This window comes from Nonomuraea sp. NPDC003560, from assembly GCF_042878785.1.
Taxonomy (GTDB): Bacteria; Actinomycetota; Actinomycetes; order Streptosporangiales; family Streptosporangiaceae; genus Nonomuraea.
In genome coordinates this window covers 952,492-978,693 of sequence record NZ_JBIAOF010000003.1, presented here as the reverse complement: position 1 = coordinate 978,693, position 26,202 = coordinate 952,492, and the positions used below count along the sequence as shown (strand labels likewise).

General features: G+C 71.0%; 27 protein-coding genes. 12 read left to right on the top strand and 15 right to left on the bottom strand.

Translation table 11 applies throughout. The features are described from left to right. Window positions 1-5 precede the first annotated feature (5 nt). Genes ACFYUV_RS15420 through ACFYUV_RS15410 form a run of 3 tightly spaced genes read right to left on the bottom strand, consistent with a single transcriptional unit; the run spans window position 6 to window position 2,456 of the window. Entirely contained in the window at window positions 6-758 is a 753-nt protein-coding gene (locus tag ACFYUV_RS15420) for an amino acid ABC transporter ATP-binding protein (protein ID WP_387669274.1), read from the bottom strand. 1 nt (window position 759) lies between these two features. Next, on the bottom strand, window positions 760-1,590 hold the full coding sequence (locus ACFYUV_RS15415; RefSeq protein WP_358282334.1) for an amino acid ABC transporter permease: 831 nt from the start codon (window positions 1,588-1,590) through the stop codon (window positions 760-762). Continuing rightward, window positions 1,587-2,456 (bottom strand): ABC transporter substrate-binding protein, encoded by an 870-nt coding sequence (locus tag ACFYUV_RS15410; protein WP_387669118.1) that lies wholly within the window; start codon window positions 2,454-2,456, stop codon window positions 1,587-1,589. Before ACFYUV_RS15410 ends, ACFYUV_RS15415 begins: the two co-directional genes overlap by 4 nt. Before the next feature lie 122 nt (window positions 2,457-2,578). On the opposite strand from ACFYUV_RS15410, the gene lysA reads away from it, so the two are divergent. Then, window positions 2,579-3,814, top strand: coding sequence for a diaminopimelate decarboxylase (lysA, locus tag ACFYUV_RS15405; protein ID WP_387669117.1), 1,236 nt, complete (start codon window positions 2,579-2,581; stop codon window positions 3,812-3,814). A gap of 25 nt (window positions 3,815-3,839) precedes the next feature. On the opposite strand, the gene ACFYUV_RS15400 is transcribed toward lysA, so the two are convergent. Together ACFYUV_RS15400 and ACFYUV_RS15395 are read right to left on the bottom strand one after the other, a co-directional pair. Then, window positions 3,840-4,355: a pyridoxamine 5'-phosphate oxidase family protein gene (locus ACFYUV_RS15400; RefSeq protein ID WP_387669115.1), complete on the bottom strand. Its 516-nt coding sequence runs from the start codon at window positions 4,353-4,355 to the stop codon at window positions 3,840-3,842. 102 nt (window positions 4,356-4,457) lie between these two features. Then, window positions 4,458-4,916: a MarR family winged helix-turn-helix transcriptional regulator gene (locus tag ACFYUV_RS15395; protein WP_387669114.1), complete on the bottom strand. Its 459-nt coding sequence runs from the start codon at window positions 4,914-4,916 to the stop codon at window positions 4,458-4,460. A 66-nt stretch (window positions 4,917-4,982) separates the two neighbouring features. Here ACFYUV_RS15395 and ACFYUV_RS15390 point away from each other — a divergent pair, with 66 nt between their 5' ends. Together ACFYUV_RS15390 and ACFYUV_RS15385 are read left to right on the top strand one after the other, a co-directional pair. Next, on the top strand, window positions 4,983-5,480 hold the full coding sequence (locus tag ACFYUV_RS15390) for an SgcJ/EcaC family oxidoreductase (RefSeq protein WP_387669113.1): 498 nt from the start codon (window positions 4,983-4,985) through the stop codon (window positions 5,478-5,480). A 108-nt stretch (window positions 5,481-5,588) separates the two neighbouring features. Next, window positions 5,589-6,617 carry a polysaccharide deacetylase family protein gene (locus ACFYUV_RS15385; RefSeq protein ID WP_358282346.1) on the top strand — a complete coding sequence of 343 codons (1,029 nt, stop codon included), beginning with the start codon at window positions 5,589-5,591 and terminating at the stop codon, window positions 6,615-6,617. Here ACFYUV_RS15385 and ACFYUV_RS15380 read toward each other — a convergent pair. Further along, window positions 6,611-7,693: a hypothetical protein gene (locus tag ACFYUV_RS15380; protein WP_387669111.1), complete on the bottom strand. Its 1,083-nt coding sequence runs from the start codon at window positions 7,691-7,693 to the stop codon at window positions 6,611-6,613. The two genes, ACFYUV_RS15385 and ACFYUV_RS15380, sit on opposite strands and share 7 nt — an antisense overlap. Next, entirely contained in the window at window positions 7,690-8,109 is a 420-nt protein-coding gene (locus ACFYUV_RS15375) for a hypothetical protein (protein ID WP_387669109.1), read from the bottom strand. Before ACFYUV_RS15375 ends, ACFYUV_RS15380 begins: the two co-directional genes overlap by 4 nt. A 133-nt stretch (window positions 8,110-8,242) precedes the next feature. Here ACFYUV_RS15375 and ACFYUV_RS15370 point away from each other — a divergent pair, with 133 nt between their 5' ends. The 3 genes from ACFYUV_RS15370 (at window position 8,243) to ACFYUV_RS15360 (ending at window position 12,320) form a co-directional block, all read left to right on the top strand. After that, entirely contained in the window at window positions 8,243-8,464 is a 222-nt protein-coding gene (locus tag ACFYUV_RS15370; protein WP_387669108.1) for a hypothetical protein, read from the top strand. Window positions 8,465-9,187: 723 nt separating this feature from the next. Further along, entirely contained in the window at window positions 9,188-11,290 is a 2,103-nt protein-coding gene (locus ACFYUV_RS15365) for a serine/threonine-protein kinase (RefSeq protein ID WP_387669106.1), read from the top strand. Between the two features lie 55 nt (window positions 11,291-11,345). Continuing rightward, on the top strand, window positions 11,346-12,320 hold the full coding sequence (locus tag ACFYUV_RS15360) for a malate dehydrogenase (protein ID WP_358282356.1): 975 nt from the start codon (window positions 11,346-11,348) through the stop codon (window positions 12,318-12,320). 34 nt (window positions 12,321-12,354) lie between these two features. Here the strand turns inward: ACFYUV_RS15360 and ACFYUV_RS15355 are convergent, their stop codons facing one another. Both ACFYUV_RS15355 and galE read right to left on the bottom strand, forming a co-directional pair. Continuing rightward, window positions 12,355-13,587, bottom strand: a complete 1,233-nt coding sequence (locus tag ACFYUV_RS15355) for an MFS transporter (protein WP_387669104.1) — start codon at window positions 13,585-13,587, stop codon at window positions 12,355-12,357. A 219-nt stretch (window positions 13,588-13,806) separates the two neighbouring features. After that, entirely contained in the window at window positions 13,807-14,757 is a 951-nt protein-coding gene (gene galE / locus ACFYUV_RS15350) for a UDP-glucose 4-epimerase GalE (RefSeq protein ID WP_387669103.1), read from the bottom strand. Between the two features lie 86 nt (window positions 14,758-14,843). On the opposite strand from galE, the gene ACFYUV_RS15345 reads away from it, so the two are divergent. Both ACFYUV_RS15345 and trpS read left to right on the top strand, forming a co-directional pair. Then, window positions 14,844-16,157 carry a hemolysin family protein gene (locus tag ACFYUV_RS15345; protein WP_387669101.1) on the top strand — a complete coding sequence of 438 codons (1,314 nt, stop codon included), beginning with the start codon at window positions 14,844-14,846 and terminating at the stop codon, window positions 16,155-16,157. A gap of 14 nt (window positions 16,158-16,171) precedes the next feature. Then, a complete protein-coding gene (gene trpS / locus ACFYUV_RS15340) occupies window positions 16,172-17,176 on the top strand; it encodes a tryptophan--tRNA ligase (RefSeq protein ID WP_364338250.1) in 1,005 nt (334 codons plus the stop codon). A 40-nt stretch (window positions 17,177-17,216) separates the two neighbouring features. Here the strand turns inward: trpS and ACFYUV_RS15335 are convergent, their stop codons facing one another. From ACFYUV_RS15335 to ACFYUV_RS15325, 3 genes are all read right to left on the bottom strand, one after another. Next, entirely contained in the window at window positions 17,217-17,417 is a 201-nt protein-coding gene (locus ACFYUV_RS15335; RefSeq protein WP_358282364.1) for a hypothetical protein, read from the bottom strand. Between the two features lie 95 nt (window positions 17,418-17,512). Next, the gene (locus ACFYUV_RS15330) at window positions 17,513-18,703 is read right to left on the bottom strand and encodes a helix-turn-helix domain-containing protein (protein WP_387669099.1); all 1,191 of its coding nucleotides are present in this window, start codon (window positions 18,701-18,703) and stop codon (window positions 17,513-17,515) included. An 80-nt stretch (window positions 18,704-18,783) separates the two neighbouring features. Beyond that, on the bottom strand, window positions 18,784-19,311 hold the full coding sequence (locus ACFYUV_RS15325) for a MarR family winged helix-turn-helix transcriptional regulator (protein ID WP_387669097.1): 528 nt from the start codon (window positions 19,309-19,311) through the stop codon (window positions 18,784-18,786). Between the two features lie 92 nt (window positions 19,312-19,403). Between ACFYUV_RS15325 and ACFYUV_RS15320 the strand changes: the two genes are divergently transcribed. Further along, window positions 19,404-20,264 (top strand): haloalkane dehalogenase, encoded by an 861-nt coding sequence (locus ACFYUV_RS15320; RefSeq protein ID WP_387669096.1) that lies wholly within the window; start codon window positions 19,404-19,406, stop codon window positions 20,262-20,264. Window positions 20,265-20,321: 57 nt separating this feature from the next. Here the strand turns inward: ACFYUV_RS15320 and ACFYUV_RS15315 are convergent, their stop codons facing one another. Further along, on the bottom strand, window positions 20,322-20,828 hold the full coding sequence (locus ACFYUV_RS15315) for a MarR family winged helix-turn-helix transcriptional regulator (protein ID WP_387669094.1): 507 nt from the start codon (window positions 20,826-20,828) through the stop codon (window positions 20,322-20,324). A 61-nt stretch (window positions 20,829-20,889) separates the two neighbouring features. Between ACFYUV_RS15315 and ACFYUV_RS15310 the strand changes: the two genes are divergently transcribed. Together ACFYUV_RS15310 and ACFYUV_RS15305 are read left to right on the top strand one after the other, a co-directional pair. Further along, window positions 20,890-22,170: an amidohydrolase family protein gene (locus ACFYUV_RS15310; RefSeq protein ID WP_387669092.1), complete on the top strand. Its 1,281-nt coding sequence runs from the start codon at window positions 20,890-20,892 to the stop codon at window positions 22,168-22,170. A gap of 34 nt (window positions 22,171-22,204) precedes the next feature. After that, window positions 22,205-23,215 (top strand): YihY/virulence factor BrkB family protein, encoded by a 1,011-nt coding sequence (locus ACFYUV_RS15305; protein ID WP_387669090.1) that lies wholly within the window; start codon window positions 22,205-22,207, stop codon window positions 23,213-23,215. Window positions 23,216-23,240: 25 nt separating this feature from the next. On the opposite strand, the gene ACFYUV_RS15300 is transcribed toward ACFYUV_RS15305, so the two are convergent. Further along, on the bottom strand, window positions 23,241-24,170 hold the full coding sequence (locus ACFYUV_RS15300; RefSeq protein ID WP_387669089.1) for a D-alanyl-D-alanine carboxypeptidase family protein: 930 nt from the start codon (window positions 24,168-24,170) through the stop codon (window positions 23,241-23,243). A 261-nt stretch (window positions 24,171-24,431) separates the two neighbouring features. Between ACFYUV_RS15300 and ACFYUV_RS15295 the strand changes: the two genes are divergently transcribed. Further along, the gene (locus tag ACFYUV_RS15295; protein ID WP_352326812.1) at window positions 24,432-24,662 is read left to right on the top strand and encodes an SCO4848 family membrane protein; all 231 of its coding nucleotides are present in this window, start codon (window positions 24,432-24,434) and stop codon (window positions 24,660-24,662) included. On the opposite strand, the gene ACFYUV_RS15290 is transcribed toward ACFYUV_RS15295, so the two are convergent. After that, complete coding sequence (locus tag ACFYUV_RS15290) at window positions 24,634-26,025, bottom strand: peptide ligase PGM1-related protein (RefSeq protein WP_387669088.1); 1,392 nt, start codon at window positions 26,023-26,025, stop codon at window positions 24,634-24,636. The genes ACFYUV_RS15295 and ACFYUV_RS15290 overlap by 29 nt on opposite strands. Between the last annotated feature and the right edge of the window lie 177 nt (window positions 26,026-26,202).

Below are 26,202 nucleotides of genomic sequence, written 5' to 3'. Positions count from 1 at the left end.
GCCGTTCACAGCACCTGCCCGAGGAAGGCGCGGGTGCGCTCGTGACGCGGCGCGGACAGCACCTCGCGCGGCGGCCCCTCCTCCACGATCACGCCGTCGTCGATGAACACCAGGTGGTCGCCCGCCTCTCTGGCGAACCCCATCTCGTGGGTCACCACGATCATCGTCATCCCGCTGGCCGCCAGGTCGCGCATGACCTGCAGCACCTCCTGCACCAGCTCGGGGTCGAGCGCGCTGGTCGGCTCGTCGAACAGCATGAGCTTGGGGTCCATGGCCAGGCTGCGCGCGATCGCGACCCGCTGCTGCTGGCCGCCCGACAGCTGCCTGGGGTAGTGGCCGGCCCGGTCGGCCAGCCCCACCCGGTCGAGCAGCGTCATCGCGCGCTCGGCCGCCTTCGCCTTCGGCAGGCGCTTGACCGTGCACGGGCCCTCCATGACGTTCTCCAGCGCGGTCATGTGCGGGAACAGGTGGAAGCGCTGGAAGACCATGCCGATCTCCTGGCGCTGGCGGCACAGCTCGCCGGGCCGCAGCAGGTGCAGCTTGCCGCCCTGCTCGCTGAAGCCCATGAGCTCGCCGTCGACCCACACCCGGCCCGCGTCGATCGTCTCCAGCCGGTTGACGCAGCGCAACAGCGTCGACTTGCCGGACCCGGACGGGCCCACCACGCAGACCACCGCGCCGGCCGGCACGTCGAGGCTGACGCCCTTCAGCACCTCCAGCTGGCCGAAGCGCTTCCGGACCGATTCGATCTTCACCATGCTAGTGGCCACGGCTGAACCTCCTCTCCAGGGAGCGCTGGCCGAAGGTGGCCACGGTGGTGAGCAGCAGGTACCAGGTGGAGGCGACCACCAGCAGCGCGATCACCTCGAAGTTGTCCAGGTAGATGCGCTGGGAGACGGTCAGCAGCTCCGCGCCGGAGATGACCGAGACCATCGAGGTGGTCTTCAGCATGGAGATGAACTGGTTGCCGGTCGGCGGGATGATCACCCGCATCGCCTGCGGCAGCACGACCCTGCGCAGGATCTGCCGGTGCGTCATGCCCAGCGACTCGGCCGCCTCCCGCTGCCCGGGATCCACCGAACGGATGCCCGCGCGGACGATCTCGGCCATGTACGCGCCCTCGTTGATGGTCAGCCCGAGCAGCGCCGCCGTGAACGGCGTGATCAGCTCGTTGGCCGGCCACTGGAGGAACATCGGGCCGCCGAACGGCACGCCGAGCCCGATCTCGGGGAAGACCAGGCCGATGTTGAACCAGAAGATGAGCTGCACCAGCAGCGGCGTGCCCCGGAAGAACCAGGTGTAGAGGCCGGCCGCGCCGCGCAGCACCGGGCTGTCCGACAGCTGCATGACGGCGGCGACCACGCCGAGGGCGACGCCGATGACCATGGACAGCGCGGTGAGCGCGATCGTGATCCACAGGCCGCCGAGCACGCGGCCGTCCAGCAGGAACTCGGCGATGACGTCCCAGTGGAGGTTGGGGTTGACGATGACGGTGTAGGCCAGCCACGCCATCACCAGCGCCGCGACCACCGCCGCGACGAGCCGCCCGGGCCTGGGCGGCTTCACCGCCTCGATCGGGAGTTCCATCATGCGCCGGTGTTGATCGTGACCTTGGGCACGGCGTTGGCCGTCGTGCCGTACTTCTCCAGGATCTTGCCGTACTCGCCGCTGTCGATCAGTTCCTGGAGCGCCTTGGCGACGGCGTCGCGCAGGCCCGTCTGCTTCTTGTCGATCGCGATGCCCCAGGGGCCGGCGTCGTACTGCTCGGCCAGGACCTCGTACTTGCCGGTCTCCTTGGCGTACATGGCGGCCACGGGGGAGTCGACGATCGTGGCGACGGTACGGCCGGAGTCGATGGTGAGCAGGCCGGTGGGGGCGTCCTCGCTCTGCATGATCTCCATCTTCTGGGCGCACTTCTCGTTCTGGCGCTTGCCGATCTCCAGGTTGGAGCTGCCCTTGGCCAGGACGACCTTCTTGCCGCACAGGTCCCCAAGGGTCTTGATGCCCTCGGGGTTGCCCTTCTTGACCATGATCGAGCCGCCGGCGTTGAAGTAGTCGACGAAGTCGACGGCCTTGCGGCGCTGTTCGAGGTCGCTGAGCGCGGCCATGGCGATGTCCCACCGGCCGCCCTGCAGGCCGGGGATGAGACCGTCGAAGGAGGCGTTGATGATCCGGGTCTTCAGCCCGAGCCGCTCGCCGACCGCCACGGCCAGGTCGGCGTCGACGCCGGTCATCTCCTGGGTGCCCGGCTTGTACATCTCCATCGGGGGATAGCCTTCCGAGGTCGCCATGCGGAGCTCGCCGGACTTCCGTACGGATTCCGGGACGAGGTCCTTGGCGCTCTTGCCGGTCGAGGAGGGCGGCGTGGGGGCCGCCGCCGTACCCGAGGTGGATCTCCCGCATCCCGCGCCGAGCGCGCAGGCCGCCACCAGGGCGATGACCAGGTGTGTTCGCATGGCATGTCATCGTGGCCAGGCCGTCAGGCGGCACCAAGCCTCGTGAAGGCATGCGACCCTCAGCAACGAATCCGTCGATGCTCGACCCTTCATGCCCTCGCGGTTGTTTACGCTCGCCCCTCATGAGTTTGGACATCTGGCCCCAGACCACCACATGGCACGACGGGGAGCTGCGGCTCGGCGGGATCGGCGCGGTCGAACTGGCCCGGGAGCACGGCACGCCCGCGTACGTGCTGGACGAGGCCGACTTCACCGCCCGCGCCCGCGCCTGGCTGGACGCGCTGCCCGACGGCGACGTGCACTACGGCGGCAAGGCGTTCCTCTGCCCCGAGGTGGTGCGCTGGCTGGACCGGCTGGGTCTGTCCCTGGACGTCTGCACGGGCGGCGAGCTCGCCGTGGCCATGGCCGGCGGGATGCCGCCGGAGCGGGTCGTCTTCCACGGCAACAACAAGTCGGCCGACGAGCTGCGCAGGGCCGTGGCCTGGGGCATCGGCTGCGTGGTCGTCGACTCCTTCGCCGAGATCGCCAGGCTCGCCGAGATCGCCGCCTCCCTGGGCGTCCGGCAGCGGGTGATGATCAGGGTGACGCCGGGCGTGGACCCGCACACCCACGCCTTCATCGCCACCGGCGGCGAGGACTCCAAGTTCGGCTTCTCGCTGAGCGCCGGCGCCGCCGCGCTCGCGGTGGCGCAGGTGACCGCCGAGCCCGCGCTGGAGCTGTACGGCCTGCACTCCCACATCGGCTCGCAGATCTTCGAGCTGGACGGCTTCGGCACCGCCGCCGCCAGGATGGCCGCCTTCGCCGACGAGACCGGCGTCACCAGGCTCGACCTGGGCGGCGGCCTCGGCATCGCCTACACGCCCGACGACCCCGCCCCGCCCACGCCCGCCGAGCTGCTCGCCGTGCTCAGGAAGGAGACCGCGGGCCTGCACCTGGCCGTCGAGCCCGGCAGGTCGATCGCGGGGCCGTCCACGGTCGCCCTGTACGAGATCGGCACGATCAAGGGCCGGTACGTGAGCGTGAACGGCGGCATGAGCGACAACCCCCGCCCCGGCATGTACGGCGCCGCCTACACCGCCGCCCTGGCCAACCGCGCCTCCGACGCCCCCACGAGCGCGTTCACCGTGGTCGGCAAGCACTGCGAGAGCGGGGACGTGCTGGTCAGGGACATCGCGCTGCCCGGCGACGTGCGGCCCGGCGACCTGCTCGCCGTCCCGGTGTCGGGCGCCTACCAGCGCTCGATGGCCGGTAACTACAACCACGTGCCCAGGCCGCCGGTCGTCGCGGTGCGCGACGGGCAGGCGCGGGTCATCGTCCGCCGCGAGAGCGAGGAGGACCTGCTGCGGCTCTACCTGTGACGCGGCCGCGAAGCGGCGCCGGCGCTCAGGGCGTGAGCTTGGCCAGGTCGGGGGCGTAGGCGGTCATCCAGCTCGGGTGCAGCCGGTAGTAGACCACGTCGTTCTCCCAGTCGAAGGCGTCCGCGCCGTAGAAGTCCTTGAAGTAGTCCAGGATGGCCGGCCAGTCGGCGGCCGGCTCGCCGTCCCGCGGGTTGAGGATCTCCACCCTGCCGTGGGTGAACACGCCCAGGTCCTCCCCGCGCATGTGGGCGACGCTGGCCGCCGGGCGGGCGGCGAGGTGGCGCGCCTTGGCGGCGCCGCGGGCCGTGCCGAAGTGCCATTTGCCGTGCAGGAAGTGGCCGTCGGCGCCGCTGATCCGCGGCTCGCCCTTCGCCGTCACGGTGGACACGGCGAGGACGCGCATGCCGGTCAGGAGCCCGGTGAGCTGCTCGGCGGTCAGGGTGCGCTCGGTGACGATCGAGCGCAGGTGCGAGGTGGAGCGGGAGAGCGAGGCGTCCAGGAGCGCCTGGAGCTCTTCGAGCTCCTGCGGGGTTTCGCGCATTGAGGTCCTTGTCTGTACGTACGTACCGGCCCGCGGTCGGCGCCGGCCGGTGGGACCATGCTCGACCGGAAACCCGACACCCTGTGTCGTCTTTTCCGGAACTCAGGCCGAATCTCTGACGCGGGCCGCCTGTTCCTCCTGGACCCTGCGGGCGGTGCGCAGGAAGCCGAGGATCACCGCCAGCTCGTCCGGCCCGTACCCCTCCAGCGCCCGCGCGCCCGCCTGGCCGACCGGGACGAAGATCTCGGCCTCGGCGGCGCGGGCGGCGTCGGTGGCGGCGACCAGGACGCGGCGGCGGTTGCCCGGATCGGGCGCGCGGGCCACCATGCCCGCGCGTTCCAGCCGGTCGATGACGGTGGTGACGGCCGCCGGGCTCAGCTTCAGCGCGAGGCTGAGCGCGCCCGCGGCGACCGGGCCCTCGGCCAGGACGACGTCGAGGCAGCGCAGGTCGGTGCGGTTGAGGCGGAGCCGGGCCGCGGCGGCCTCGTCGAAGGCGTCGAAGCTCTGCTGCAGCTGCCGGAGCTCCATGGCGATCTCTCCGATGACGGCACGTTTCGACATTCGAACCTTTCTGATATCGTACTTTTCGTCAGTCGAAATGACGATATCACTTCCGGAGGCACCGCCATGCGCTCGACCACCCTCGCCGCGTCCGACACCGCCGAGATCCAGCGGCTGTTCGCCGACTTCATGGCGGCCTGGACCGCCGGGGACGCCCGCGCGTTCGGCGCCCTGTTCACCGACGACTCCGACTACGTCTCCTACGACGGCACGATCGCCCGCGGCCGCCGCGCGCACGAGCTCAACCACGACAAGCTCTTCCGCGGCGTCCTGGCCGGCTCGGCGCTCGTCGGCGACCTGGAGTCGGTGCGCTTCCTCACCCCCGACGTGGCGGTCGTGCACGGCACGGCCTCCGTCCTGATGCCCTGGCGGTCCACGCTGCCCAGGCGGCGGCTGTCCCGGCAGACCGTCGTCGTGGTGCGGACGGGCCAGGGCTGGCGCATCGGCGCGATCCACAACGGCCGGGTCCGGCCGGTCACCGTCCCGGAGCCGGACGCGTTCCCGTCCCGGATGTCGCAGCTGATGGCCCGGGTCGCCGGCCGGCTCGGCCTCGGCAGGGGATGACGCTTTTCGCAATCCCTGACCCTTCTTTGACGAGGTCGCGGCGTGGCGCAGTTGATCATCTGGGTAAGGCCCAACCTGTAACAGTCGTACGCGTCTCGGGGGGTTCGGATGCGACTGGGTATTTTGACAGGAGCGGGGCTCCTTGCGGCCGCCGTCGTCCTGACCGGGTGCGACTCGCCGCCCGACACAGCCAAGATCACCGACAGCAAGGCCGAGGCCGCGGCCAGGCTGAAGCAGAGCAAGGCGGCCAAGATCGCGCTGGCGCGCAAGGTCAAGGCGAACGAGCTGGGCCAGATCCCGGTGCTGATGTTCCACCGGGTCATCAAGAACCCGGCCACCACCGACGACAGGACGCCGCAGCAGTTCCGCTCGGACCTGGAACGGCTGGTCAAGGAGGACTACGTCCCGATCAGCGCGTCGGAGATGGTGACCGGGAAGATCAACGTCCCGGCGGGCAAGCATCCCGTGGTCCTGACGTTCGACGACTCCTCGCCCTCGCAGCTCACGCTGAACGAGATGGGCGTCCCGCAGCCGGACACCGCCGTGGCGATCCTGCGCGAGGTGGCCGCCAAGCACCCGGGTTTCCGGCCGGCCGCCACCTTCTACGTCACCCGCGACATGTTCGGCAAGACCGTGCGCGAGGAGCAGGCCCAGACGCTGGGCTGGCTCAAGGACAACGGCTTCGACATCGGCAACCACACCCGTGACCACGTCAACCTGCACGGACGCTCGGAGAAGGAGGTGGAGGACCAGATCGGCGGCATCGCCAAGCAGATCGACGACCTGACCAAGGTCAAGCCCAACTCCATCGCCCTGCCGTACGGCAACCAGCCGCGCAACAAGAACTGGGCGCTGCACGGCAAGCTCTACAACCACGCCGGCGCGTTCCTGGCCGGATACACGCCCGCGCCGTCGCCGTTCAGCAAGGCGTTCGACCCGGGCGGCATCCCGCGCATCCGGGTCATGGAGAAGAAGGGCGACTGCGCGCAGTTCTGCTCGGCGGCCTGGCTCGACTGGCTCAAGAACAACCCGGACATGCGGTACACCTCGGACGGTGACGTCAGCACGGTCGCGTACCCGAAGTTCAAGAACCCGTACCTGCGCAAGTCCTTCACCACCTGGAGCCTGCCCTACTGACGGACGCGCCCGAGCACCACGCTCAGCTCGGCGGGTTGCAGCATGAAGTCGGCCACCTCGCCGGTGACGTCGACCGGGCGGACGGCCCCGGTGCGCAGGTCCAGCACCAGGTAGGCGGTCTCGCCCAGCGGGCCGTTCGCCCTGACCGTGAGGGTGTCCTCGTCCTCCCAGCGCAGCAGGGCGGCGAGCCACCAGCCGGTGGCCAGCCGCGGCGTGACCGTGCGCACGTGTTCGCCGGTCTTCGTGTCCCACAAGGCGACGCCCTGTGGGAGCACGCCGCCGGGGGTGAGCTCCCGGTGCCGTGACGCGATCAGGCGGCCGGAGGAGGACGGCTCGATGGCCCACTCCACGTTGCCCGGCATGGTGTAGCTGCGCAGCAGGTCGCCCTTGGGCGAGTAGACGGCGAACCACACCGACCTGAGGTGGCCCGGGGAGCGGCGGGCGGGCTCGACGCTCTTCATGACGAGACCTTCCGACGTCCATCCGGCGACCTGCCCGCGGTCCGGGAGGCGGGTGGCGGTGCCGCGCGCGACGTCCACGATCATGGGCGGCTCCAGCACCACGTCGGTGTCCTTGGTCAGATGGTCGGGCTGGAGGAGCACGTGCCGGCCGTCCAGGGAGAACAGCGGCGGCTGAGCGCCGGACAACGCCGTGACGGTCCCGCGCGGCTGCCTGACGGGGAGCCGTTCGACGGCTCCCGTCCGCAGGTCGGCCACGACGTAGGTGTTGCCGCTGTCCCTCAGGAAGGCCGCACGCCGGCCGTCCCGGCTGAGGGCGAACATCGTCTGGTCGAAGCTGTACGGCAGGCGGCCGCGCTCCGCGCCGTCCCCGACGAGGATCATGTGCGCGCACTCCTCGCAGCTCGGGACGTACGCGTAGCGGATCGGGGTGGCGTACTTCGTGCGCTTCGCAGGCTTCGCCGGCTCTTTGGCCGTCCTGCCGGGCGTGACCGGCTGGGAGCGGACGAACCGCACGCCGGGCTCCGCCGACAGGGGCGCGGCGACCCACGCGGCGGCCAGAGCCACGCTCAGGGCGGCGGCCCCCGCCCGCCAGGGGCGCCTCCGGCGGCGCGTCACGCCAGCCTGCCGACGACGACCTCGCCGAGGCGGGAGGGGACGTTCTTCACCTGGCGGCTCTTCCCCGTCTCCAGGTCCACGAGGTACAGGACGGGATCGTCCCAGCCGAGCAGGACGAGCAGGCGCCCGTCCTCCGTCCACCGCACCAGCTCGGCCTCGGCGCCCGGCCCGCCCAGCGTCGCGCGCCCCCGCACCCGGCCGCCGGTGCGCGGATCCATGGTCAGCACCTCGTTGTCCGAGACGAGGACCAGGCGGTCGCCGTCGGGCGTGAGCAGCGCCTGCAACGCCGGGTCGAAGGGCGTCCTGGTGCGTACGGCCCCCTGCGCGTCGAGCGTGACCAGCTCGGTGTCGGGGGCGCCCTCCAGGGCCCGTCGGCCGGTGGTGGCGACCACCTTGCCGGGCACGACGCCGATCACGCGGCCGATGCCGGGCAGCCGCCTCCGGGCCCCGGTGACGGCTGCCGATCACGCGGCCGATGCCGGGCAGCCGCCTCCGGGCCCCGGTGACGGCGTCCACCAGGTCCACTCCGTCCGGCCAGGTCAGGATGACGTGCCGGTCGTCCTGGCCGAAGGCCGCGTCGGGCACGCCTTCGCCGGGCCCGGTCAGCGGGCGCGCGGCTTTCTCGGCGGACAGGTCGTGCAGCACGAGACGGCCGGTCGCCGCGTCCAGGTAGATGAGGCGGTAGCCGTCGCCGCTGATCACGAGCGGCGCCCGCCGATTGCTGATCGGCACCACCGTGCGGGCCTGGGGAAGGTCGACCGTCTGCCATGAGCCGGCGCGTCTCAGGTGCAACCGCCACTGGTAGCGGCTCACGTCGGCGTAGCCGATGGGCGCGGGGAGCGGCCCGGTGAGCGCCGCGGGAGGAGGGGGAGAGCTGTAGCGCCGGACCACGAGGCCGTTCCAGGCCGTGATCAGGCAGACGGTGACCAGCGCCGCCAGTATGGCCCGCCACCGGCCCCGGCACACCGGGCCGGAAACGTCCGGAGAGGATCCAGGCGAGCAGGGGCAGTCCCCAAATCGCCACGTGGCTGAGGAGAAGCAGGTCGTCGCGGAGATCGGGCAGCTCGGAGAGCGGCGCCGCCCACAGCGCTGCCGCGCTCCCGCCCGCCATCAGCGCTGGAGGTCGATCGCTGGTGGGGGAGCGTCGCCGTGCGACCGGAGACCAACGGTGACTCGTTCCATGCGGCGGACCTCAGCTGCCGGTGACCGGCTCATGTTGATCAACCGTAGCGACCGGCAGAGTTGGGACGCCAGGTTGGAAGGAGGATTTCCTGATTGCAGCCTGATGTCCTCGGCGTGCGAGGAGGTCGTCGAAGACCCGATCCGTGATCTGCGACCAACCAGTCAAGACCGCTGTTACAGGGTCCGAATGGACGCTGTGTACGGGCTTTGTGCAAAAACCGGTGAGTCACGAACGGTTAACGGATCCCTGGGAAGTTGCTGAGCGTCGTAAAGTTTGCGTGGTTGGGGTTCAGTGAACGTGGGGAAAGACGAATGCCGCAGATCGCGCCGCTGGTGGCCGGCGATCCAGCGCTGCTGGGATCGTTCCGGCTGTCCGGACGGATCGGCGAGGGCGGCCAGGGGATCGTCTACCTGGGCGTCAACGAGCAGGGCGAGCGGGCCGCGATCAAGCTGCTGCACGTGAAGTTCAGCGGTGACACGATCGCCAGGTCGCGCTTCGCCAGGGAGCTGAAGGCGGCCCAGCGGGTGGCCTCCTTCTGCACCGCGCGGGTGATGGAGGCCGACCTCGACGGCGACACGCCGTACATCGCCAGCGAGTACATCGACGGGCGGGCGCTGCGCGACATCGTCGAGACCGACGGCCCGCTCAGCGGCACGGTGCTCGACCGGCTGGCCATCGGCACGGCCACCGCGCTCACCGCCATCCACCACGCCTCGATCGTCCACCGGGACTTCAAGCCCGACAACGTGCTCATCGCCGCCGACGGGCCGCGCGTGGTCGACTTCGGCATCGCCCGCATCATCGACTCGACCGGCACGATCACCAGCCGCGCGATCGGCACGCCCGCCTACATGGCGCCCGAGCAGATCGCCGGCGACGACATCGGCCCCTTCACGGACGTGTTCGCCTGGGGCGCGACCATGGCCTTCGCGGCCACCGGTAAGGCGGCCTTCGAGGGCAAGTCGATCGCCGTGGTGCTCAACCGCATCCTGAACCACGAGGTCGACGTGGAGATGATGCACGAGCCGCTGCGGGGCGTGGTGCGTTCGGCGCTGGCCAAGTCGCCCGACGAGCGTCCCTCGGCCGACCAGCTCCTGCTGCGCCTGCTCGGGCAGACCGGCACGGCGGCGGGGGCCTCGACGGCGGTGCTCACCAGGGGCGTGCAGGTGGCCGGCGACGACACGACGCCGTTCACGCGGGTGTCGGCCACGTCCATCACCGACCGGCCCGCCACGCAGGCCACCGGCCACCCCGCCGGCCCCCCGTCCGGCACGGCCGCCGGCCCCGCCCCCGCCCACCCGGCCACGACCGGCACCGGCTCCGCGCACCCGACCGGCGCCAGGTCCGCACACCCGACCGGGTCCGGCACCCCGCACCCGACCGGGTCCGGCACTCCGCACCCGACCGGCACCGGGACCGGTGTCTCCGGGCGTGTGGAGACCGTGCAGTCCGGCCAAGGCCAGGGCCAAGTCCAGGGCCAGAGCCCGGCGGTGAGGCCCCTCGACGAGCCCGTGCCGTCCGGCGGGCGGCGGCGGCTCAAGGTGTGGCTCGCGCTGGCCGCCGCGCTCGTCATGCTGGCGGTCGTGGCCGTCGCGGCGATGGCGAACGGCTGGTCGCCGCTGGCGTTCAAGGGCGAGGTCGTGACCCCCGTGCCGACGGGGAAGAAGAACTCGCGGCCCCCCACGTTCGCCTCGGTGGTGGACAAGGTCGCCCAGACCGGAAAGATCATCGTCGGCGTCAAGGGCGACCTGCCGGGCGTCGGCCTGCAGAACGGCGACGACTTCAGCGGGTTCGACGTCGAGGTGGCCAAGCTCGTGGCCGCCGCGCTCGGGGCCGAGGAGACGGTGTTCACCCGGGTCGGCCGCAACGACCGGGCGGCCGCGCTGGCCGAGGGCAGGGTCGACCTGGTCGTCGCCACGTACTCGGTGGACAAGAGCGAGACCAGGTTCGCCGGGCCGTACTACGTGGCCCACCGCGACGTGCTGGTCCGCGCCGGCACCGGCATCGACTCGCTGGACGACCTCAAGGGCAAGAAGATCTGCGCGCTCGACACCCCGACGGTCGGCGAGGTGCAGGACCGGGTGAAGGTCGAGCCCGTGACCGCCGGCGACTACGCGGCCTGCATGGACCTGCTCAGGAACGGCAAGGTCGACGCGGTGCCCGGCGAGGACCTGATCCTGGCCGGGTTCGCCAGCCGGGAGAACATGCGCTACAAGATCATCGGCGCCAAGCTCGACAACGAGCGGTACGCGGTCGGCATCCGCGACGGCGACGCCAAGACCTGCACCGCGGTCAAGGGCGTCATCGCCGACCTCTACCGCACGGGCGCCATCAAGAAGCTCCTGAGCAGCCACTTCGACAAGGTCGACTTCCGGCCCGAGCTGAAGGTGCCCGCGATGGAGCCCTGCGGATGACGAGCGGTAACATCCGAAAGTCCAACGAATTCATCCAGCGAGTTAGGGGAAGGCCATGGCCACGCCCGTCAAGGTAACCGTCACCGGGGCCGCCGGTCAGATCGGCTACGCACTGCTGTTCCGCATCGCGTCGGGACAGCTGCTCGGCGCTGACGTCCCGGTCAAGCTGAGCCTGCTGGAGATCCCGCAGGCGGTGAAGGCGGCCGAGGGCACCGCCATGGAGCTCGACGACTGCGCGTTCCCGCTGCTGTCCGGCATCGAGATCACCGACGACGCCAACGTGGCCTTCGCCGGCGCCAACGTCGCCCTGCTGGTCGGCGCGATGCCGCGCAAGGCCGGCATGGAGCGCGGCGACCTGCTCGGCGCCAACGGCGGCATCTTCGGCCCCCAGGGCAAGGCGATCAACGAGCACGCCGCCGACGACATCCGCGTCCTGGTCGTGGGCAACCCGGCCAACACCAACGCGCTCATCGCCCAGCAGCACGCGCCCGACGTCCCGGCCGAGCGGTTCACCGCGATGACCCGCCTCGACCACAACCGCGCGCTGTCCCAGCTCGCCGCCAAGCTCCAGGTGCCGGTCACCGAGATCAAGAAGATGACCATCTGGGGCAACCACTCCGCCACCCAGTACCCCGACCTGTTCCACGCCGAGGTCGGCGGCAAGATCGCGGCCGAGCAGGTCGAGGGCGAGTGGCTGCGCGAGACGTTCATCCCGACGGTGGCCAAGCGCGGCGCCGCCATCATCGAGGCCCGTGGCGCCTCCTCGGCCGCCTCGGCCGCCAACGCCGCGATCGACCACGTCCACGACTGGGTCAACGGCACCGAGTGGACCTCGGCCGCCGTCGTCTCCGACGGTTCGTACGGCGTGCCCGAGGGGCTCATCTCGTCCTTCCCGGTGCGTTCGGTCAACGGCCGGTACGAGATCATCCAGGGCCTGGAGATCGACTCCTTCTCCCGCGAGCGCATCGACGCCAGCGTGCGCGAGCTGACCGAGGAGCGCGACGCCGTCCGCGAGCTCGGCCTCATCTGAGCCCGGCGCGACACCTCGGACGCGCGTCCCCGGCTCAGCGGGGGCGCGCGTCCGCCGTCGTGAGGGGGAGCGCGGCCCCGCGGGTGCGCTCGGCCCAGCGCGTCACCGGCGGCACGGCCAGCCCGGCGGCCAGGAAGACCCCGCCGAACAGCAGCCAGCCCGGCAGCCCCCAGCCCACGATGACCGTGGTCATGACGGCGGGCACGACGATGTTGGACACCTGCTGGCCCATGCTGTACAGGCCCTGGTATTGGCCGATGGCGTGCGGCGGGGCCAGCTCGTACGACAACCCCCACGAGCCGGCGGCCTGCAGCAGCTCCCCGAAGACGTGCAGCAGCGCGCCGCCGAACAGGGCGACCACCGCCACCCAGGCCGGCTGTCCGGCGGCCAGGGCCAGCAGCACGCAGGCCAGCAGCAGGAACACGCCCGAGCGGCGCTGGGCGCGGGCCGCGCCGGCCGCGTCGTCGGTGCCGCGGCTGAGCCGCACCTGCAGGACCGTGACGGTGACGGTGTTGATCATGGCGACGGCCGCCACCGTCCACGTGGGCGCCGAGGTCCGGCCGGCCACCCAGAGCGGGATCGCGATGGTGAGCAGCCCGTTCTGCATGAACAGCACCGCGTTGAGCAGCGCCAGCACCGCGTACGGCCGGTCGCGCAGCACGATCCAGACCGGCTCGCCCGCCTTGCGCGGCACGGGCGCGACGGCCGGCACCCGGAACCCCAGCAGCGCGCTCCCGAGATAGCAGAGCGCGCACCCGAAGATCATCCCCAGGTACACGGGACGGCTGTCGAAGTGCAGCGCCGCGCCCGCCCCGAGCCCGCCGACCGACCAGCCGACGTTGGTCACGGCCCGCAGGTACGCGCGCACCCGCACCCGGTCGGCCGCCGGCACCGCGCCCCCCACCAGCGCCGCCCGCGCGGTGCCCTCACCGGCCTCGGCGAACGTCACCAGAGTGGCCACCACGACGAACCCGGCGAACCCCGACACCAGCGCGTACACCGGCACCAGCAACCCGCCCGCGGCGGAGAAGGCGATCTGCACCCCGCGCGGGCCGACCAGGTCGGACAGCCGCCCGGCGGGCAGCCCGGCGGCGAGCCCGACGGCCGCGGCGATCGTCATCCCCAGCCCGATCTCGCCGTCCGACAGGCCGACCGACAGTTTGAAGAACAGCACGCTCACCGTGACGAACAGGCCGCGGCCGAGGGCGCGCAGGAGTGTGGCGTACGTGAGCGCGCGCACGGGCCCGCTCTCGGGGAGGAGTGACACGGCGGAACAGGTTACTTGTGTGGGGAAACGTCCTTCTCATCCGCCCCCGGACAGGAAGGGGCGAGCTGGGCGGCCGGCGCGGGCTGGGAGGTCGCGTAGATCACCCCGGCCGCCGCGGCGAGGCTGCCCAGCAGGATGAGGGCACCAAAGAGCAGCTTCGTGACCCTTGGTGAAAAGCTCCTCACATTTCGGTATCACAGCATATAAACGCCGCCCGGATCAGGCGTTCCCGGAAAGTGCCGTCCACGCGTCGGAGACGATGTCGCGCAGCGCCGCCCGTTCCGCCTTCCATCCCAGGTCGCGCTGGATCCGCGCGGACGAGGCCACCAGGACGGCCGGGTCGCCGGGCCGCCGGTCGCCGACGACGGCCGGGATCTCGTGGCCGGTGACCTCGCGGCAGACCGAGATCACCTCCTGCACGCTGAACCCGGTGCCGCTCCCCAGGTTGTAGATCTTGTGCTCGCCCTCGGCGACCGCCTCCAGCGCCAGCAGATGCGCCCGCGCCAGGTCGCCGACGTGGACGTAGTCGCGCACGCAGGTGCCGTCGGCGGTGGGGTAGTCGGTGCCGAAGACGCTCACCGAGTCGCGCTCGCCGGTGGCCACCTTGAGCACGTTCGGGATGAGGTGGGTCTCGACCGTGTGGCGCTCGCGGAAGCGGCCGTAGGCGCCGGCCACGTTGAAGTAGCGCAGGCTCACCGCGCCGAGCCCGCGGATGCCCGCGTAGGCGCTCAGGGCGGTGTCCACGGCCAGCTTCGAGGCGCCGTAGGGGTTGGTCGGGCGCGTCGGGTCGTCCTCCTCGATGGGGGAGCGCTCGGGCTCGCCGTACGTGGCCGCCGTGGAGGAGAAGACGATCCGGCGCACGCCCTTGTCGCGCATCGCGTCGAGCAAAGCCAGCGTGCCGCCGAGGTTGCCGGCCCAGTAAAGGCCGGGCTTCTCCACCGACTCGCCCACCAGGGACTTGGCCGCGAAGTGCAGCACGGCGTCCATGCCGTCGAGCGCGTCGTGGGCGTTCGTGATCGACTCGCGCACGAACCGGGCGCCCTCGGGCACCGCGTCCTCGTGGCCCGTGGACAGGTCGTCGAGCACGGTCACCTCGTGCCCCGCCTCGACGAGCTGCGCGGCGACGACGCTGCCGACGTACCCGGCGCCTCCGGTGACCAACAGCCTCATGTGTACTCCTGTTTACATATGTTTGATTTTGTACGGCTTGCCGTTCAGCATACGCGGGAAACCCGCCGAGTACGCTGCCAACCACCATGTTTGACACCCTCGCGGCGAACATCGCCCTGGTCCTGCTCTTCATCCTGGTCGGCGGGTTCTTCGCGGGCGCGGAGATCGCGATGGTCTCCCTGCGCGAGAGCCAGGTCCGCAAGCTCGCCGAGCGCGGCCGGAGGGGCGAGCGGGTGGCCAAGCTGGCCCGCGACCCCAACCGCTTCCTGTCGGCGGTGCAGATCGGGGTGACCGTCGCCACGATGCTCTCGGCCGCCTTCGGCGCCGACCGGCTCGGGATGGAGCTCGTCCCGGTGCTCGAACGCTGGGGGGTGCCGCGGGGGGTCGCGCCCGTGCTCGGGCTCGTGCTGGTGACGCTGGCCATCTCGTACGTCTCGCTGGTGCTCGGCGAGCTGGCCCCCAAGCGGCTGGCCCTGCAGCGCACCGAGGGGCTGTCGCTGTTCGTCGCGCCCTTCCTCGACCGGATCGCCGCCCTGTCGCGCCCGATCATCTGGATGTTGTCGAAGTCGACCGACGTGGTCGTCCGGCTGCTCGGCGGCAACCCGGAGGCCGACCGGGAGGAGGTCACCACCGAGGAGCTGCGCGACATGGTCGTCGGGCACGCCGAGCTCACCGCCGACGAGCGCAAGCTCATCGCCGAGGTGTTCGCCGCCGGCAAGCGCCAGCTCCGCGAGGTCATGCTGCCCCGCACCGAGGTCGAGTTCATGGACGCCGAGACGCCGCTGGCCGAGGCCGCGAACCTGGCCGCCGCGCTCCCGCACTCCCGCTTCCCCGTCTACCGCGACTCATACGACGAGGTCATCGGTTTCGTGCACGTGCGCGACCTGCTCGACCCCCAGCTGATCGGGCGTACCGAGCCCATCAGCGCGGTCGTGCCGATCCGGCCCGCCAAGTTCGTGCCCGCCTCCAAGCGCCTGCTGAGCACCCTGAACGAGATGCGCGACGAGGGTCAGCACCTGGCCATCGTGGTCGACGAGTACGGCGGCACCGCCGGCATCGTCACCATGGAGGACCTGGTCGAGGAGCTGATCGGCGACATCAGGGACGAGTACGACGTCGAGGAGGACGTCGTCGTCCTGCCCGCCGGCGAGATCGAGATCGACGGCCTGACCAACCTCAACGACTTCGCCACCGAGACCGGCGTACGGCTGCCCGACGGCCCGTACGAGACGCTGGGCGGGTTCGTGATGGCCATGCTGGGGCACGTGCCGGCCGCCGGCGAGCAGGTGGAGATCCAGGGCTTCGAGCTGACCGTCACCGAGCTGGACGGGCGCCGGATCGCGCGGGTGCGGGTGAAACGCCGGGCCGCCGCCGAGTCGCCGCCCGACCAGGATTCCTGACACAATTGCCTGCTATGGCCAGACCTCGTGTTCTCTCCGGCATCCAGCCCACCGCGGACTCCTTCCACCTGGGCAACTACCTGGGTGCGGTCCGTCAGTGGGTCACCATGCAGGAGACCCACGACGCCTTCTACTGCGTGGTCGATCTGCACGCGATCACCGTGCCGACCGAGCCCGCCGCCCTGCGCCGGCGCAGCCGGGTGGCCGCAGCGCAGCTCTTCGCCGCCGGCCTCGACGCCGAGCGCTCGACCGTCTTCGTGCAGTCGCACGTGCGCGAGCACACCGAGCTCGCCTGGATCCTGATCTGCCTCACCGGCATGGGCGAGGCTGCCCGGATGACGCAGTTCAAGGACAAGTCGGCCAAGTTCGGCGAGAGCGCGGCCAGCGTCGGGCTGTTCACCTACCCGATCCTGCAGGCCGCCGACATCCTGCTCTACCAGGCCAACGCCGTCCCGGTGGGGGCCGACCAGAAGCAGCACCTGGAGCTCACCCGCGACCTGGGCCAGCGTTTCAACCACCGCTTCGGCGACACCTTCACGCTGCCCGACCCGTACATCCTCAAGGAGGTCGAGAAGATCACCGACCTCCAGGACCCGACGGCGAAGATGTCGAAGTCGTCCTCCAGCCCGGCGGGCATCCTCGACGTGCTGGAGCAGCCGGGGCCGCTGCGGAAGAAGGTCATGCGCGCGGTGACCGACACGGGCTCGGAGGTGCTGTTCGACGAGGAGAACAAGCCGGGCATCTCCAACCTGCTGCGCATCCAGTCGGCGCTGACCGGCACGCCCATCCCCGACCTGGTCGCCCGCTACGCGGGCCAGGGCTACGGCACGTTCAAGAAGGACGTCGCCGAGGCGGTCGTGGAGACGTTCACGCCGATCCGCGAGCGCACGGAGAAGCTGCTGGCCGACGAGGTCGAGCTCGACCGCCTGCTGGCCGTCGGCGCCGAGCGCGCCGCCGCCGTGGCCCGGCGGACGATGGCCGAGGTCCGCGACCGGGTGGGCTTCCTGCCCAAGGTGTGACGCGGGAAGGGCGGCGGGCCTGCCGCCCTTCCTCCGGTCGTCACAGGCGTGCGCGTTGGTCGAGGGGGCGTACGCGCAGGCGTGCGCGGAGCGCGGCCAGGCTGCGGCCGGTCAGCCGCACACCGCCCGACACGGCGGTCCAGCCCGACCGTCCCCGGCTGAACGCCCAGCCGGGGAACTCGCGCATGGCCTCCTCCAGCAGGCGTTCCATGACGACGTCAGCACTCGGCGTTGTGGTCATGGACGCACAGTGCCACTCCGGGCCCGCTGCGTGACGAACCGCGGCGACAGATCTCCTCGTTCGGCCGGAGCGAACTCAGAGTTCGGTGGACGGCCTCACACGTCGATGTTGTGGCGCTCGGCGAGGAAACGCACCTCCGGCGCCCACGACGGACGCGCGCGGCGCACCAGCGAGCGCACCATCTCCCGCAGCAGCAGCTTGTGGTCGAGCTCCTCGGGACTCTCGCGCTCGATCCGCAGCAGGTAGACCAGGCTCGCGGCGTCGTCGCCCAGGTCTTCGCAGGCGCGGGCGACCTGGCACAGATGCGTGGTGCGCCGCTCGATGGACGGGGTCCTGCGGATGTCGATGTCGTCGGCCAGCCGCAGCACGGCCTCGGGGCGGCCGGTGTCGTGCTCGATGCTGGCCATGTGGATGGCGACGTTGGTGGGGCCGAAGAAGGCCAGGTCGTAGGCGTCGGAGTGGTCGTCGGCGCGGTCGGCGAGCCGGGCGGCGGCGCCGCGCACGGTCTCCCTGGCCTGCTCGTCGTCGCCGCCCCTGGCCGCGCTGATGGCGGCCAGCAGGTGCAGCGCGCCGAGCGCCTTGATGTGCCGTACGTCGCCGTCGGCCACGTGGGGTTCGAGGATCTCGATGCCGCGCCGGGCCACGTCGTGGGCGATCTGGTGCATGTCGTCGGAGAGCATCGACTGGCCGAGGTTCCAGTGGGCCCAGGCGAGCATCAGCGGGTCGGCCGACTCCTCGGCGTAACGCATGGCCCGGTCGGCGGCCAGGTGCGCGAGGTCCACCCGTTGCAGGTGCTTGAGCACCCCTCTGGCCAGCATGTAGGCGTCCGTCGCGGTCCGGTAGGCCGCGGGGGTGCGCTCGGCCGCCAGGCTCTCGGCGTCGGAGACCAGCGAGGGCAGCGCGGCCATCAGGATCGAGTACCGGCGGGCCGAGGTGAACCAGGCGTTGCGTGCCGCCGCCACGCGTTCGGTCAGCTGCTCGGCGTCGGGCGGTTCGAGGTCGGGCTCGCCGGCGCGGCAGGCGAACAGGGCGCGCTCGATGTCGCGGATCTGCGGCCTGCTGGGCTCGTGGGAGTCGCGGGGGGTCTCGCCCAGGAGCACGGCGGTCCGTACGCCGAGGACCTTGGCGATCTCGCGGAGAAGGGGCAGCGAGGGGGTGCGTTTTCCGTGTTCGATCAGTTCGATGTGCCGGGTGGTGCAGCCGGACTGGGTCGCCAGCGCGGTCGTGCTCATGCCCCTTCGTTCGCGCTGGAGTCGCACCATCTGCCCGGTGCTGATGTCGGTCATGGGGGTGACGCCTCCTGGCTCGGTCCCAACACAGCACAGGCTAGGGTCACCGGAGCGGCCCTGCCATGCGTTCCCCCTGGTCAGGAGGTATGTCGGCAAGCTCCCGCGCCTCGGCTTTCACCAGGATTTGCCCGCCATTGGGCTGATCGGGAGTGGTGGTCGCGCAGCCGTCCGAGCAGCCCGACGAGCTGGTCGCGCTCGGGGCCGGTCAGGGGCGCCAGCAGCTCGTCCTGGACGTCGTCCACCAGCCCGTCGAGCCGGGTGAGCCGGTCGCGGCCGCGCTCGGTCATGGAGATGACGTTGCGCCGGCGGTCGGCGGGGTCGGGCGCGCGCTCGACGAGGCCGCGCTCGGCCAGCTCGTTGAGCAGCGCGACCATGTCGCTGCGGTAGATGCCGGTGAGCCGGCTCAGCTCGGCCTGGCTGGCCGGGCCGGACTCGCGCAGCGCGACGAGCACCGCGTAGTGCCACTTGCGCGCGTCGGCGCCCGCGAGCCGGTCGCTGACCAGCCGGTCGGCCTGCATCGCGACATGGGCCAGCAGCCGGCTCGGCAGGCCGCGCAGGCGGTCGGGGGCGGTCCGGTCGGCGGCGTCGGACATGTCGTGGCTCATGCCGGTGATCCTATCGCGTTGCGTTAGTCGCACTAACGATGTAAGTTCGTTAGTGTCATAAACGTTAGTGCGACGAACGAAAGAGGCGTGTCATGCCTGTTGCCGAGGTGCTGGACTCGACCATGTACTACGAGGACCGGGGGGAGGGCGTGCCGATCGTCTTCCTGCACGGCAACCCCAACTCCTCCCACCTGTGGCGCAACGTGCTGCCCGGGGTGGGCTCCGGCCGGTTGCTCGCGCCCGACCTGATCGGCATGGGCCGCTCGGGGCGGCCCGACCTCGCCTACCGCTTCACCGACCACGCCCGCTACCTCGACGCCTGGTTCGACGAGCTCGGCCTGGAGGAGGTCGTGCTGGTCGGCCACGACTGGGGCGGCGCGCTGGCCTTCGACTGGGCGGCGCGGCATCCGGGCCGGGTGCGCGGGGTGGCCTTCTTCGAGACCATCGTGCGGCCGATGAGCTGGAGCGAGCTGGGCGAGGGGCCGCGCGCCCGCAGCGAGCTGATCAGGAGCGAGGCGGGGGAGCGCCTGGTGCTCGACGACGACTTCCTGGTGCGGACGGCGTACACGGGCGGGGTGCTGAACCCGCTGGGCGAGGAGGAGCTGCGGCCGTACCTGGAGGCGTACGCGACCAGGGAGAGCCGCCGGCCGCTGCTGCAGTGGGCGCGCTCGATCCCGCTCGACGGCGACCCGGCCGACGTGGCCGAGGCCGTCGAGCGCTACGACAAGTGGCTGGCCGACAGCGACGAGGTGCCCAAGCTGCTGCTCACCTTCGACTCCTCGCCGACCCTGCTGATCCAGGGCGAGGTGCTCGACTGGTGCGCCCGCACCATCTCGGCCCTGGAGATCGAGCACCTGGGCCCGGCGGGTCACCACGCCCCGGAGGACCAGCCGGAGGCCATCGCGGCGGCGATCGGCTCCTGGGCCGACCGCCACGCCCTGCGCGCGAGCTAGCGGGCGCGTCCGGCGGCCTGGCGGACGGATCCGCGCGCGGAACGGCGGAACGGCGGGCTAGCGGAAGCGGCGGCGGCCGACGAGGGCGAGCACCTCGCGCAGAGCGTCGGCGGCGGCTCTGACGTCCTGCTCCGGCACTCCGGCCAGCACCTCCTCGTGCGCCCGCGAGGAGGCGTCGAGGGCCGCCAGGGCCACCCGGCGCCCCTCGGCCGTGAGCTGCACCCACCGGCTGCGCGCGTCGCCCGCGTTGGCCTCCCGCTCGACGTAACCCGCGGCCGTCAGGCGCTGGAGCACGTTGCTGGTGCCTCCCGAGGTGAGCAGCAGCGCCTTGGACAGCTCGCTCGGCTTCATCCGGTGCGGCGCGGGTGTGCGGGCGAGCGCGGCCAGCACGTCGAACTCGGCGTAGGTCAGCCCCAGCTCGGCCAGCTCCGCCTTGATCGCCTGCTCGAAGACCAGGTGCAGCCGGGACAGGCGCTTGCTCAGCTCCAGACCGGCGATCAGCGACGACGACAGCCCGGACTCCATCCAGCGCGGCACCATCGCGTCGATCTCATCCGGTTTCACGCCAACGAGGATACCCATCGCCAGATTGCTTTCTTAAAAGCTTAATGAGAAGCTTTTCGCCATGACAAAGACTCTGCTGATCAAGAACGGCACCGTGATCGACACCGAGCCCGAGCCCGTGGTGCTCGGCCAGGTCGATGTGCGCGTCGAGGACGGCGTGCTCGCCGAGGTGGGCCCCGGCCTGCCCGACGTCCCGGGCGCCGAGGTGATCGACGCGACCGGGCGGATCGTGCTGCCCGGGTTCGTCGACACCCACCGGCACACCTGGCAGGCCGGCATCAGGGCGGTCGCCCCCGACGTCGCCTTCGACGGCTACCTGAGCCGCGTGCTCGGCGAGCTGGCCCCAGCCCACCGCCCGGCCGACGTCTACGCGGGCAACCTCGCCGGCGCGCTGGAATGCCTCGACACCGGCATCACCACGCTGCTCGACTGGTCCCACATCCAGCTCTCGCCCGCCCACACCGAGGCCACCGTGCGGGCGCTGCGCGAGTCGGGGATCAGGGCCGTGCTCGGCTGGTGCCACGGGGGCGAGCCGGGCGGGCTCGTCCGCGAGGGGCTGCGGGTGCACGAGGAGCACTTCGGCGCGGGCGGCGGCCTGGTCACCATGGTCGTCGCCGCGCTCGGGCCGGAGATCGTTGATGAGGAGCACGCACTGGCGGAATGGCGGCTGGCCCGCGAGCTCGACCTGCCGGTCACCGTGCACATGGGCGTGGGCGGCCCGGACAGCGCCGCCCGCGGCCTGGCGTTCCTGGAGGCGAACGGCCTGCTCGGGCCGCGGACCACGTACGTGCACGCCAACAGCTACACCGACGACGACCTCAAGCGCGTCGCGGCCAGTGGCGGCAACGTGTCGGTCTCGCCGGTGGACGAGATGACGCTCGGCCTCGGCTACCCGGTCAGCGGGCGGGCCAGGGCGGCGGGCGCCCCGACCGGCCTCGGCATCGACACGGTGAGCTGCGCGCCGGGCGACATGTTCAGCCTGATGCGGGCGGCGTACCTGCTGGAGCGCGGCCGGCCGGACGGCGGCGGCATGGGCTTCACCACCCGCGACGTGCTGCGCATGGCCACCGTCGAGGGGGCCGAGGTGGTGGGCCTGGGCGACGTCGTCGGCTCGCTGCGGCCGGGCAAGCAGGCCGACCTGCAACTGCTGCGCACGGACACCCTCGGCATGGCGGCGGCGCACGACCCGATCGGCGCCGTCGTGCTCAACGCCGACCCCGGTGTGGTGGAAACCGTGCTGGTCGGCGGGCGTGTCGTCAAGCGAGATGGGCAGATGCTCCACCAGGATCTGGCGGCGGTCCTCGCGTCACTGACAGAATCGGCCGACGCCGTGACGAGGTGATCGTTCGCCTCCGGCGGGCGGGGGTGAGGGCGTGATGGCGGGTCTGACCGAGCGGATCGCGTCGCTGCGCGCCTGGGGCCGGACGACGCTCGACCACTGGCGGGTCCGCAGGCTGTGGATCGACCACCTGGTCAGGGCCGTGCGCCGCTACCAGCTCCAGGGAGGCGACCGGCTGGCCGGCTCGGTCACCTACTTCTCGTTCCTGTCCTTCTTCCCGCTGCTCGCGCTCGGGTACGCGGTGCTCGGCTACACCCTCGACGCCAGCAGCGCCACCAGGGAGGCGCTGGAGACCGCCATCAACGAACGGCTCCCCGGCATGGCGACCGACCTCAACCTGGAGCAGATCGCCGGCGCCAGGACGACGGCGGGCATCATCGGCCTCCTCGGCCTCCTGTACGCCGGGCTCGGCGCGATGGACGCGCTGCGCGCGGCGCTGCGCGAGATGTCGATGACCACCGTGCCGCCCCCGAACTACTTCCTGGGCAAACTGCGCGACCTGATCTCGGTCATCCTGCTCGGGGCGACGCTGGTCGTGTCCACGCTGGTGTCCGGGGCTGCCACCACGGTCACGGACAAGGTGCTCGACCACGTCTTCGGCGACAACTCGCCGCTCAGCACCGAGGCGTTCCGGATCTTCGTGGTGATGGCGAGCGTCGTGGCCGACTGGGTGCTGTTCGTGATCCTGCTCGGCTGGGTCGCCAAGCCGGCCGAGCCGTTCAAGGTCATCGTCAGGGGCGCGCTGCTCGGCGCGATCGGGTTCGGGCTGCTCAAGCAGGTGGCGAGCCTGCTGCTCAGCACCACGCTCAGCAACCCCGTCTACGGCGCGTTCGCCGCCATCGTGGGGTTGCTGGTGTGGATGAACTTCTCGGCCAGGCTCGTGCTGCTGGCCGCCGCGTGGACGTCCACCACGGGGTTGTGCCCGCCGCCGTCCCCGTCGCCGATCCCGTCGATCGGCGACCCGCTGGAGGTGCCGGCGGCCGATCCGCGCCAGGCGGCCCGCCCCGAGTGCAGGGGCACGACCCCGCACCCGACCTCGGAGCCCTGACCCGGCCCTGACGCGCCCCCTGGCGTCAGAGGCGGGACCTGTTGCGCTTGCGGCGGATGCCGAAGCCGAGCCAGACCAGCCCGAACAGCAGGCCGCCGCCGATGACGGCCGAGCCGACCGTCCGGGTGGAGTCGGTCTGCTTGGAGGCCGCCGCGTCCAGCAGCGGCGGCTGGGCGGCCGGCGTCACCCGCGACATGGGCGCCGACGCCTGCGGCGCGGCCCGCACCTGCTCGGGCACCGGCTCGACGAGCCGCCCGACGGGGGTCGCCTTCCCCCTGACCGTGAAGCCCCAGTCGAGCAGCTTGGCCACCTCGTCCCAGAAGTAGCCCTCGTGCCGCATGATCGTGACGAGGATCGTGTGGCCGCCGCGGGTGGCCGCGCCGACGAAGCTGCCCTGCGCCTTGGACGTCCAGCCGTTCTTGACGCCGATCATGCCCTGGTAGCGCCAGAGCAGCTTGTTGTGGTTGCTGATCTCGTAGTAGTCCTTGGGCGCCGGAAACTTGGCAACCTTTGTACTGATATATCGCCGGAAATCGGGGTTTGCGAGGCCAGCACGGGCGATGAGCGCCAAGTCGTACGCCGAGCTGCTCTGGCCGGGCTTGTCCAGGCCACTCGGGGTCTTGGCCACCGTGTCGTACGCCTGCAGCCGCCTGGCCTCGGCGTTCATGTCGCGCATGGTCTGGGCCACGCCGCCGTTCGTCTCGGCCAGGGCCATGGCCGCGTCGTTGCCGGAGGACATCATCAGCGCCCGGAACAGGTCGTCGACCTTGTACGTCATCTTGGGCGTCAGCCCGACCGCCGTGCCCTCCTGGTTGCAGGCGTTCTGGCTGGGCCGGACCCTGCGGTTCTTGTCGAGCTTCGGCAGCAGCGTCAGCGCCGTGAGCGTCTTGAGCGTGCTCGCCGGCAGGTAGCGGCCGTGCGCGTCCTTCGCGGCGAGCACCTGACCCGTCTCCACGTCCGCGATGACGTAGGAAGTAGCCTTGCTCTCGGGGGGCGCTTTGACACCCTTGGGTTGCACCAGCCCACGGCTTCCCAGCGCGTCACCGCCGACGGGTGTCGCCGGGGCGGCGGATGCGGTCCCGCTCGTGAGCGTGACCGCGGCGAGAAGTGCCGTAACCGGCACAAATTTCGTCCACATGGCGGTCTCAGCGTAGCTCCGTGTGAATGCCCATGTGGCGACACATTCCCCGGATGATCCGCCTTCGATACTGGAGAGATGACCATGTCACCAAAGATCGCCGGTTTCCTCGTCATCCTCGGCGTGTTCATGATCGTCGAGTGGATCAACCTCGGGTTTAACTTGGCCGACGGGCATCCCACCGGCTTCTACGTCGTGCACGGGATCCTGATCGGGGTCAACGTGATCCTCGGTGCGGTGCTGGCCGTGATCGGGTGGCGCGGACTGCGGGAGGCGGGGATCAGGCGTCGCAGAGAAGGCGGCGGGTGAGCGCGTGCAGCTCGTCGGCCTCCTCGCGGGAGTCGCCGATGGAGGTGAAGCCCAGCTTGCCGTACTCGGGGATGGCGCCGAGCAGGTGGAAGACGTTGCCCGTGCGCCGGTCGGCGTCGAAGCCGATCCCGAGCCGCCGGGCGGTGCGCATGACCTCGCCCGGCGTGCGGCCGCGCAGGCAGGAGGAGGAGCAGTTGTCGGTCGCGGTGTAGTACTTCGGCTGGTCCCCGGCCATCAGGAGGCCGGTGACCGGGTCGTACCTGGCCCCGGTCGTCAGCACCACCGCGCCGTACGGGTGCGTCGTGCCGCCGATCCGCAGGTTGATCTCGCACAGCAGCGCGGCGTACCCGGCGTCGGCCTTGAGGGCGAAGAAGTCCATGCCGAACAGGCCGACCACGCCCCGCTCGGCCAGGATGCCGGCGATGCGCGCGGCCGACTCGCCCACCTCGTGCCGGTACTCGGGGGCGGCGGGGAACGTGCAGCCCTGGTAGACGTCGTTGTTGGGGCCGCCGAGCACCTGGTCGTGCGTGGCCAGCACGGCCGCGTGCCCGCCGGGCGTGATTCGGGCCAGGGCGCTCGGGTAGTAGAGCGGGCGATGTTCGATGAACTCCTCCACCACCGCGCCGCGTTCCCTGATCTTCGTCGTGAAGCTCGTCCAGGTCTCCCCGGCCGCCGAAAATCGGGTCAGCGAGCGGTCGGCCTTGTCGACGATGGCGTTGCCGAGGCCCGAGTAGCCGTCGTTGAGCTTGACGATCACCCGTTCGCCGGGGAGCGAGTCGATGGCCTCATCGATCGCGATGATGCTGTGCACGTCGCCGAAACCGCGTGCCATGGGCACGCCGGCCTCGTGCCCGACCTCGCGGGCGCCGCTCTTGGAGCCGTAGTAGGCCAGCGCGGTGGCGGGGCCGTAGATGGGGACGTTGAGTGACGCGGCCAGCTCCTCCTCGGTCTCGCTGAGGACGAACGGCACCAGCCAGGTGTCGGCGTCGATCGCCGACCGTAACCGGTCGAGGACGTCGGGTCGGCGCAGCAGCGTCCGGGTGAGGGGTTGCGACCAGGGCTCGTCGAGACTGATGAGCTCCAGGCGCTTGGCGGCGTCGTCCGGGTCGGGGAGGAAGCCGAGGTAGTAGTCGATGATGTCGGGATCGATCGGCGCGGAGGAGAGGTAGATCACCTTGACCCCGGGTTCCCGGAGCGTCAGGAGGAGGAAGAGCAGGCGCTCCTCGTACGACCGGGCTGCCGTGATGCGGCGCAGCTCGTCCTGCGGCAGGGAGAGCGAGGGTACGACCACCAGGGTCCCCTCGCTCGGCTCGAAGATGCTCAACCCGGCATACTTCTCCCCGAACGGGATATTAGTGATCATATAGCGAGTGAAACACGCATTCTTCACAAATGCAGCAAGCGCCAAAGTGTCATGACCATGACAGAAGGTGACAGGATTCGAAATCGGTGAGCACGTTTGGAAGTGGCGACATCGGGTCACCATCTAATGATCCCTTGTGACTATTTTCCGGATCAGGTAGGCATGTGCGGAACGTGA

What these genes read in the sequence shown, in the direction of transcription:
- ACFYUV_RS15325 (WP_387669097.1), bottom strand. Translation starts at nt 19,311, where the DNA reads ATGAGCCACGACATGTCCGACGCCGCCGACCGGACCGCCCCCGACCGC.
- galE (WP_387669103.1), bottom strand. Translation starts at nt 14,757, where the DNA reads ATGAGGCTGTTGGTCACCGGAGGCGCCGGGTACGTCGGCAGCGTCGTC.
- ACFYUV_RS15385 (WP_358282346.1), top strand. Translation starts at nt 5,589, where the DNA reads ATGCGACTGGGTATTTTGACAGGAGCGGGGCTCCTTGCGGCCGCCGTC.
- ACFYUV_RS15410 (WP_387669118.1), bottom strand. Translation starts at nt 2,456, where the DNA reads ATGCGAACACACCTGGTCATCGCCCTGGTGGCGGCCTGCGCGCTCGGC.
- ACFYUV_RS15365 (WP_387669106.1), top strand. Translation starts at nt 9,188, where the DNA reads ATGCCGCAGATCGCGCCGCTGGTGGCCGGCGATCCAGCGCTGCTGGGA.
- ACFYUV_RS15420 (WP_387669274.1), bottom strand. Translation starts at nt 758, where the DNA reads ATGGTGAAGATCGAATCGGTCCGGAAGCGCTTCGGCCAGCTGGAGGTG.
- ACFYUV_RS15305 (WP_387669090.1), top strand. Translation starts at nt 22,205, where the DNA reads ATGGCGGGTCTGACCGAGCGGATCGCGTCGCTGCGCGCCTGGGGCCGG.
- ACFYUV_RS15395 (WP_387669114.1), bottom strand. Translation starts at nt 4,916, where the DNA reads ATGTCGAAACGTGCCGTCATCGGAGAGATCGCCATGGAGCTCCGGCAG.
- ACFYUV_RS15320 (WP_387669096.1), top strand. Translation starts at nt 19,404, where the DNA reads ATGCCTGTTGCCGAGGTGCTGGACTCGACCATGTACTACGAGGACCGG.
- ACFYUV_RS15290 (WP_387669088.1), bottom strand. Translation starts at nt 26,025, where the DNA reads ATGATCACTAATATCCCGTTCGGGGAGAAGTATGCCGGGTTGAGCATC.
- trpS (WP_364338250.1), top strand. Translation starts at nt 16,172, where the DNA reads ATGGCCAGACCTCGTGTTCTCTCCGGCATCCAGCCCACCGCGGACTCC.
- ACFYUV_RS15335 (WP_358282364.1), bottom strand. Translation starts at nt 17,417, where the DNA reads ATGACCACAACGCCGAGTGCTGACGTCGTCATGGAACGCCTGCTGGAG.
- ACFYUV_RS15415 (WP_358282334.1), bottom strand. Translation starts at nt 1,590, where the DNA reads ATGATGGAACTCCCGATCGAGGCGGTGAAGCCGCCCAGGCCCGGGCGG.
- ACFYUV_RS15345 (WP_387669101.1), top strand. Translation starts at nt 14,844, where the DNA reads ATGTTTGACACCCTCGCGGCGAACATCGCCCTGGTCCTGCTCTTCATC.
- ACFYUV_RS15360 (WP_358282356.1), top strand. Translation starts at nt 11,346, where the DNA reads ATGGCCACGCCCGTCAAGGTAACCGTCACCGGGGCCGCCGGTCAGATC.
- ACFYUV_RS15310 (WP_387669092.1), top strand. Translation starts at nt 20,890, where the DNA reads ATGACAAAGACTCTGCTGATCAAGAACGGCACCGTGATCGACACCGAG.
- lysA (WP_387669117.1), top strand. Translation starts at nt 2,579, where the DNA reads ATGAGTTTGGACATCTGGCCCCAGACCACCACATGGCACGACGGGGAG.
- ACFYUV_RS15390 (WP_387669113.1), top strand. Translation starts at nt 4,983, where the DNA reads ATGCGCTCGACCACCCTCGCCGCGTCCGACACCGCCGAGATCCAGCGG.
- ACFYUV_RS15400 (WP_387669115.1), bottom strand. Translation starts at nt 4,355, where the DNA reads ATGCGCGAAACCCCGCAGGAGCTCGAAGAGCTCCAGGCGCTCCTGGAC.
- ACFYUV_RS15295 (WP_352326812.1), top strand. Translation starts at nt 24,432, where the DNA reads ATGACCATGTCACCAAAGATCGCCGGTTTCCTCGTCATCCTCGGCGTG.
- ACFYUV_RS15330 (WP_387669099.1), bottom strand. Translation starts at nt 18,703, where the DNA reads ATGACCGACATCAGCACCGGGCAGATGGTGCGACTCCAGCGCGAACGA.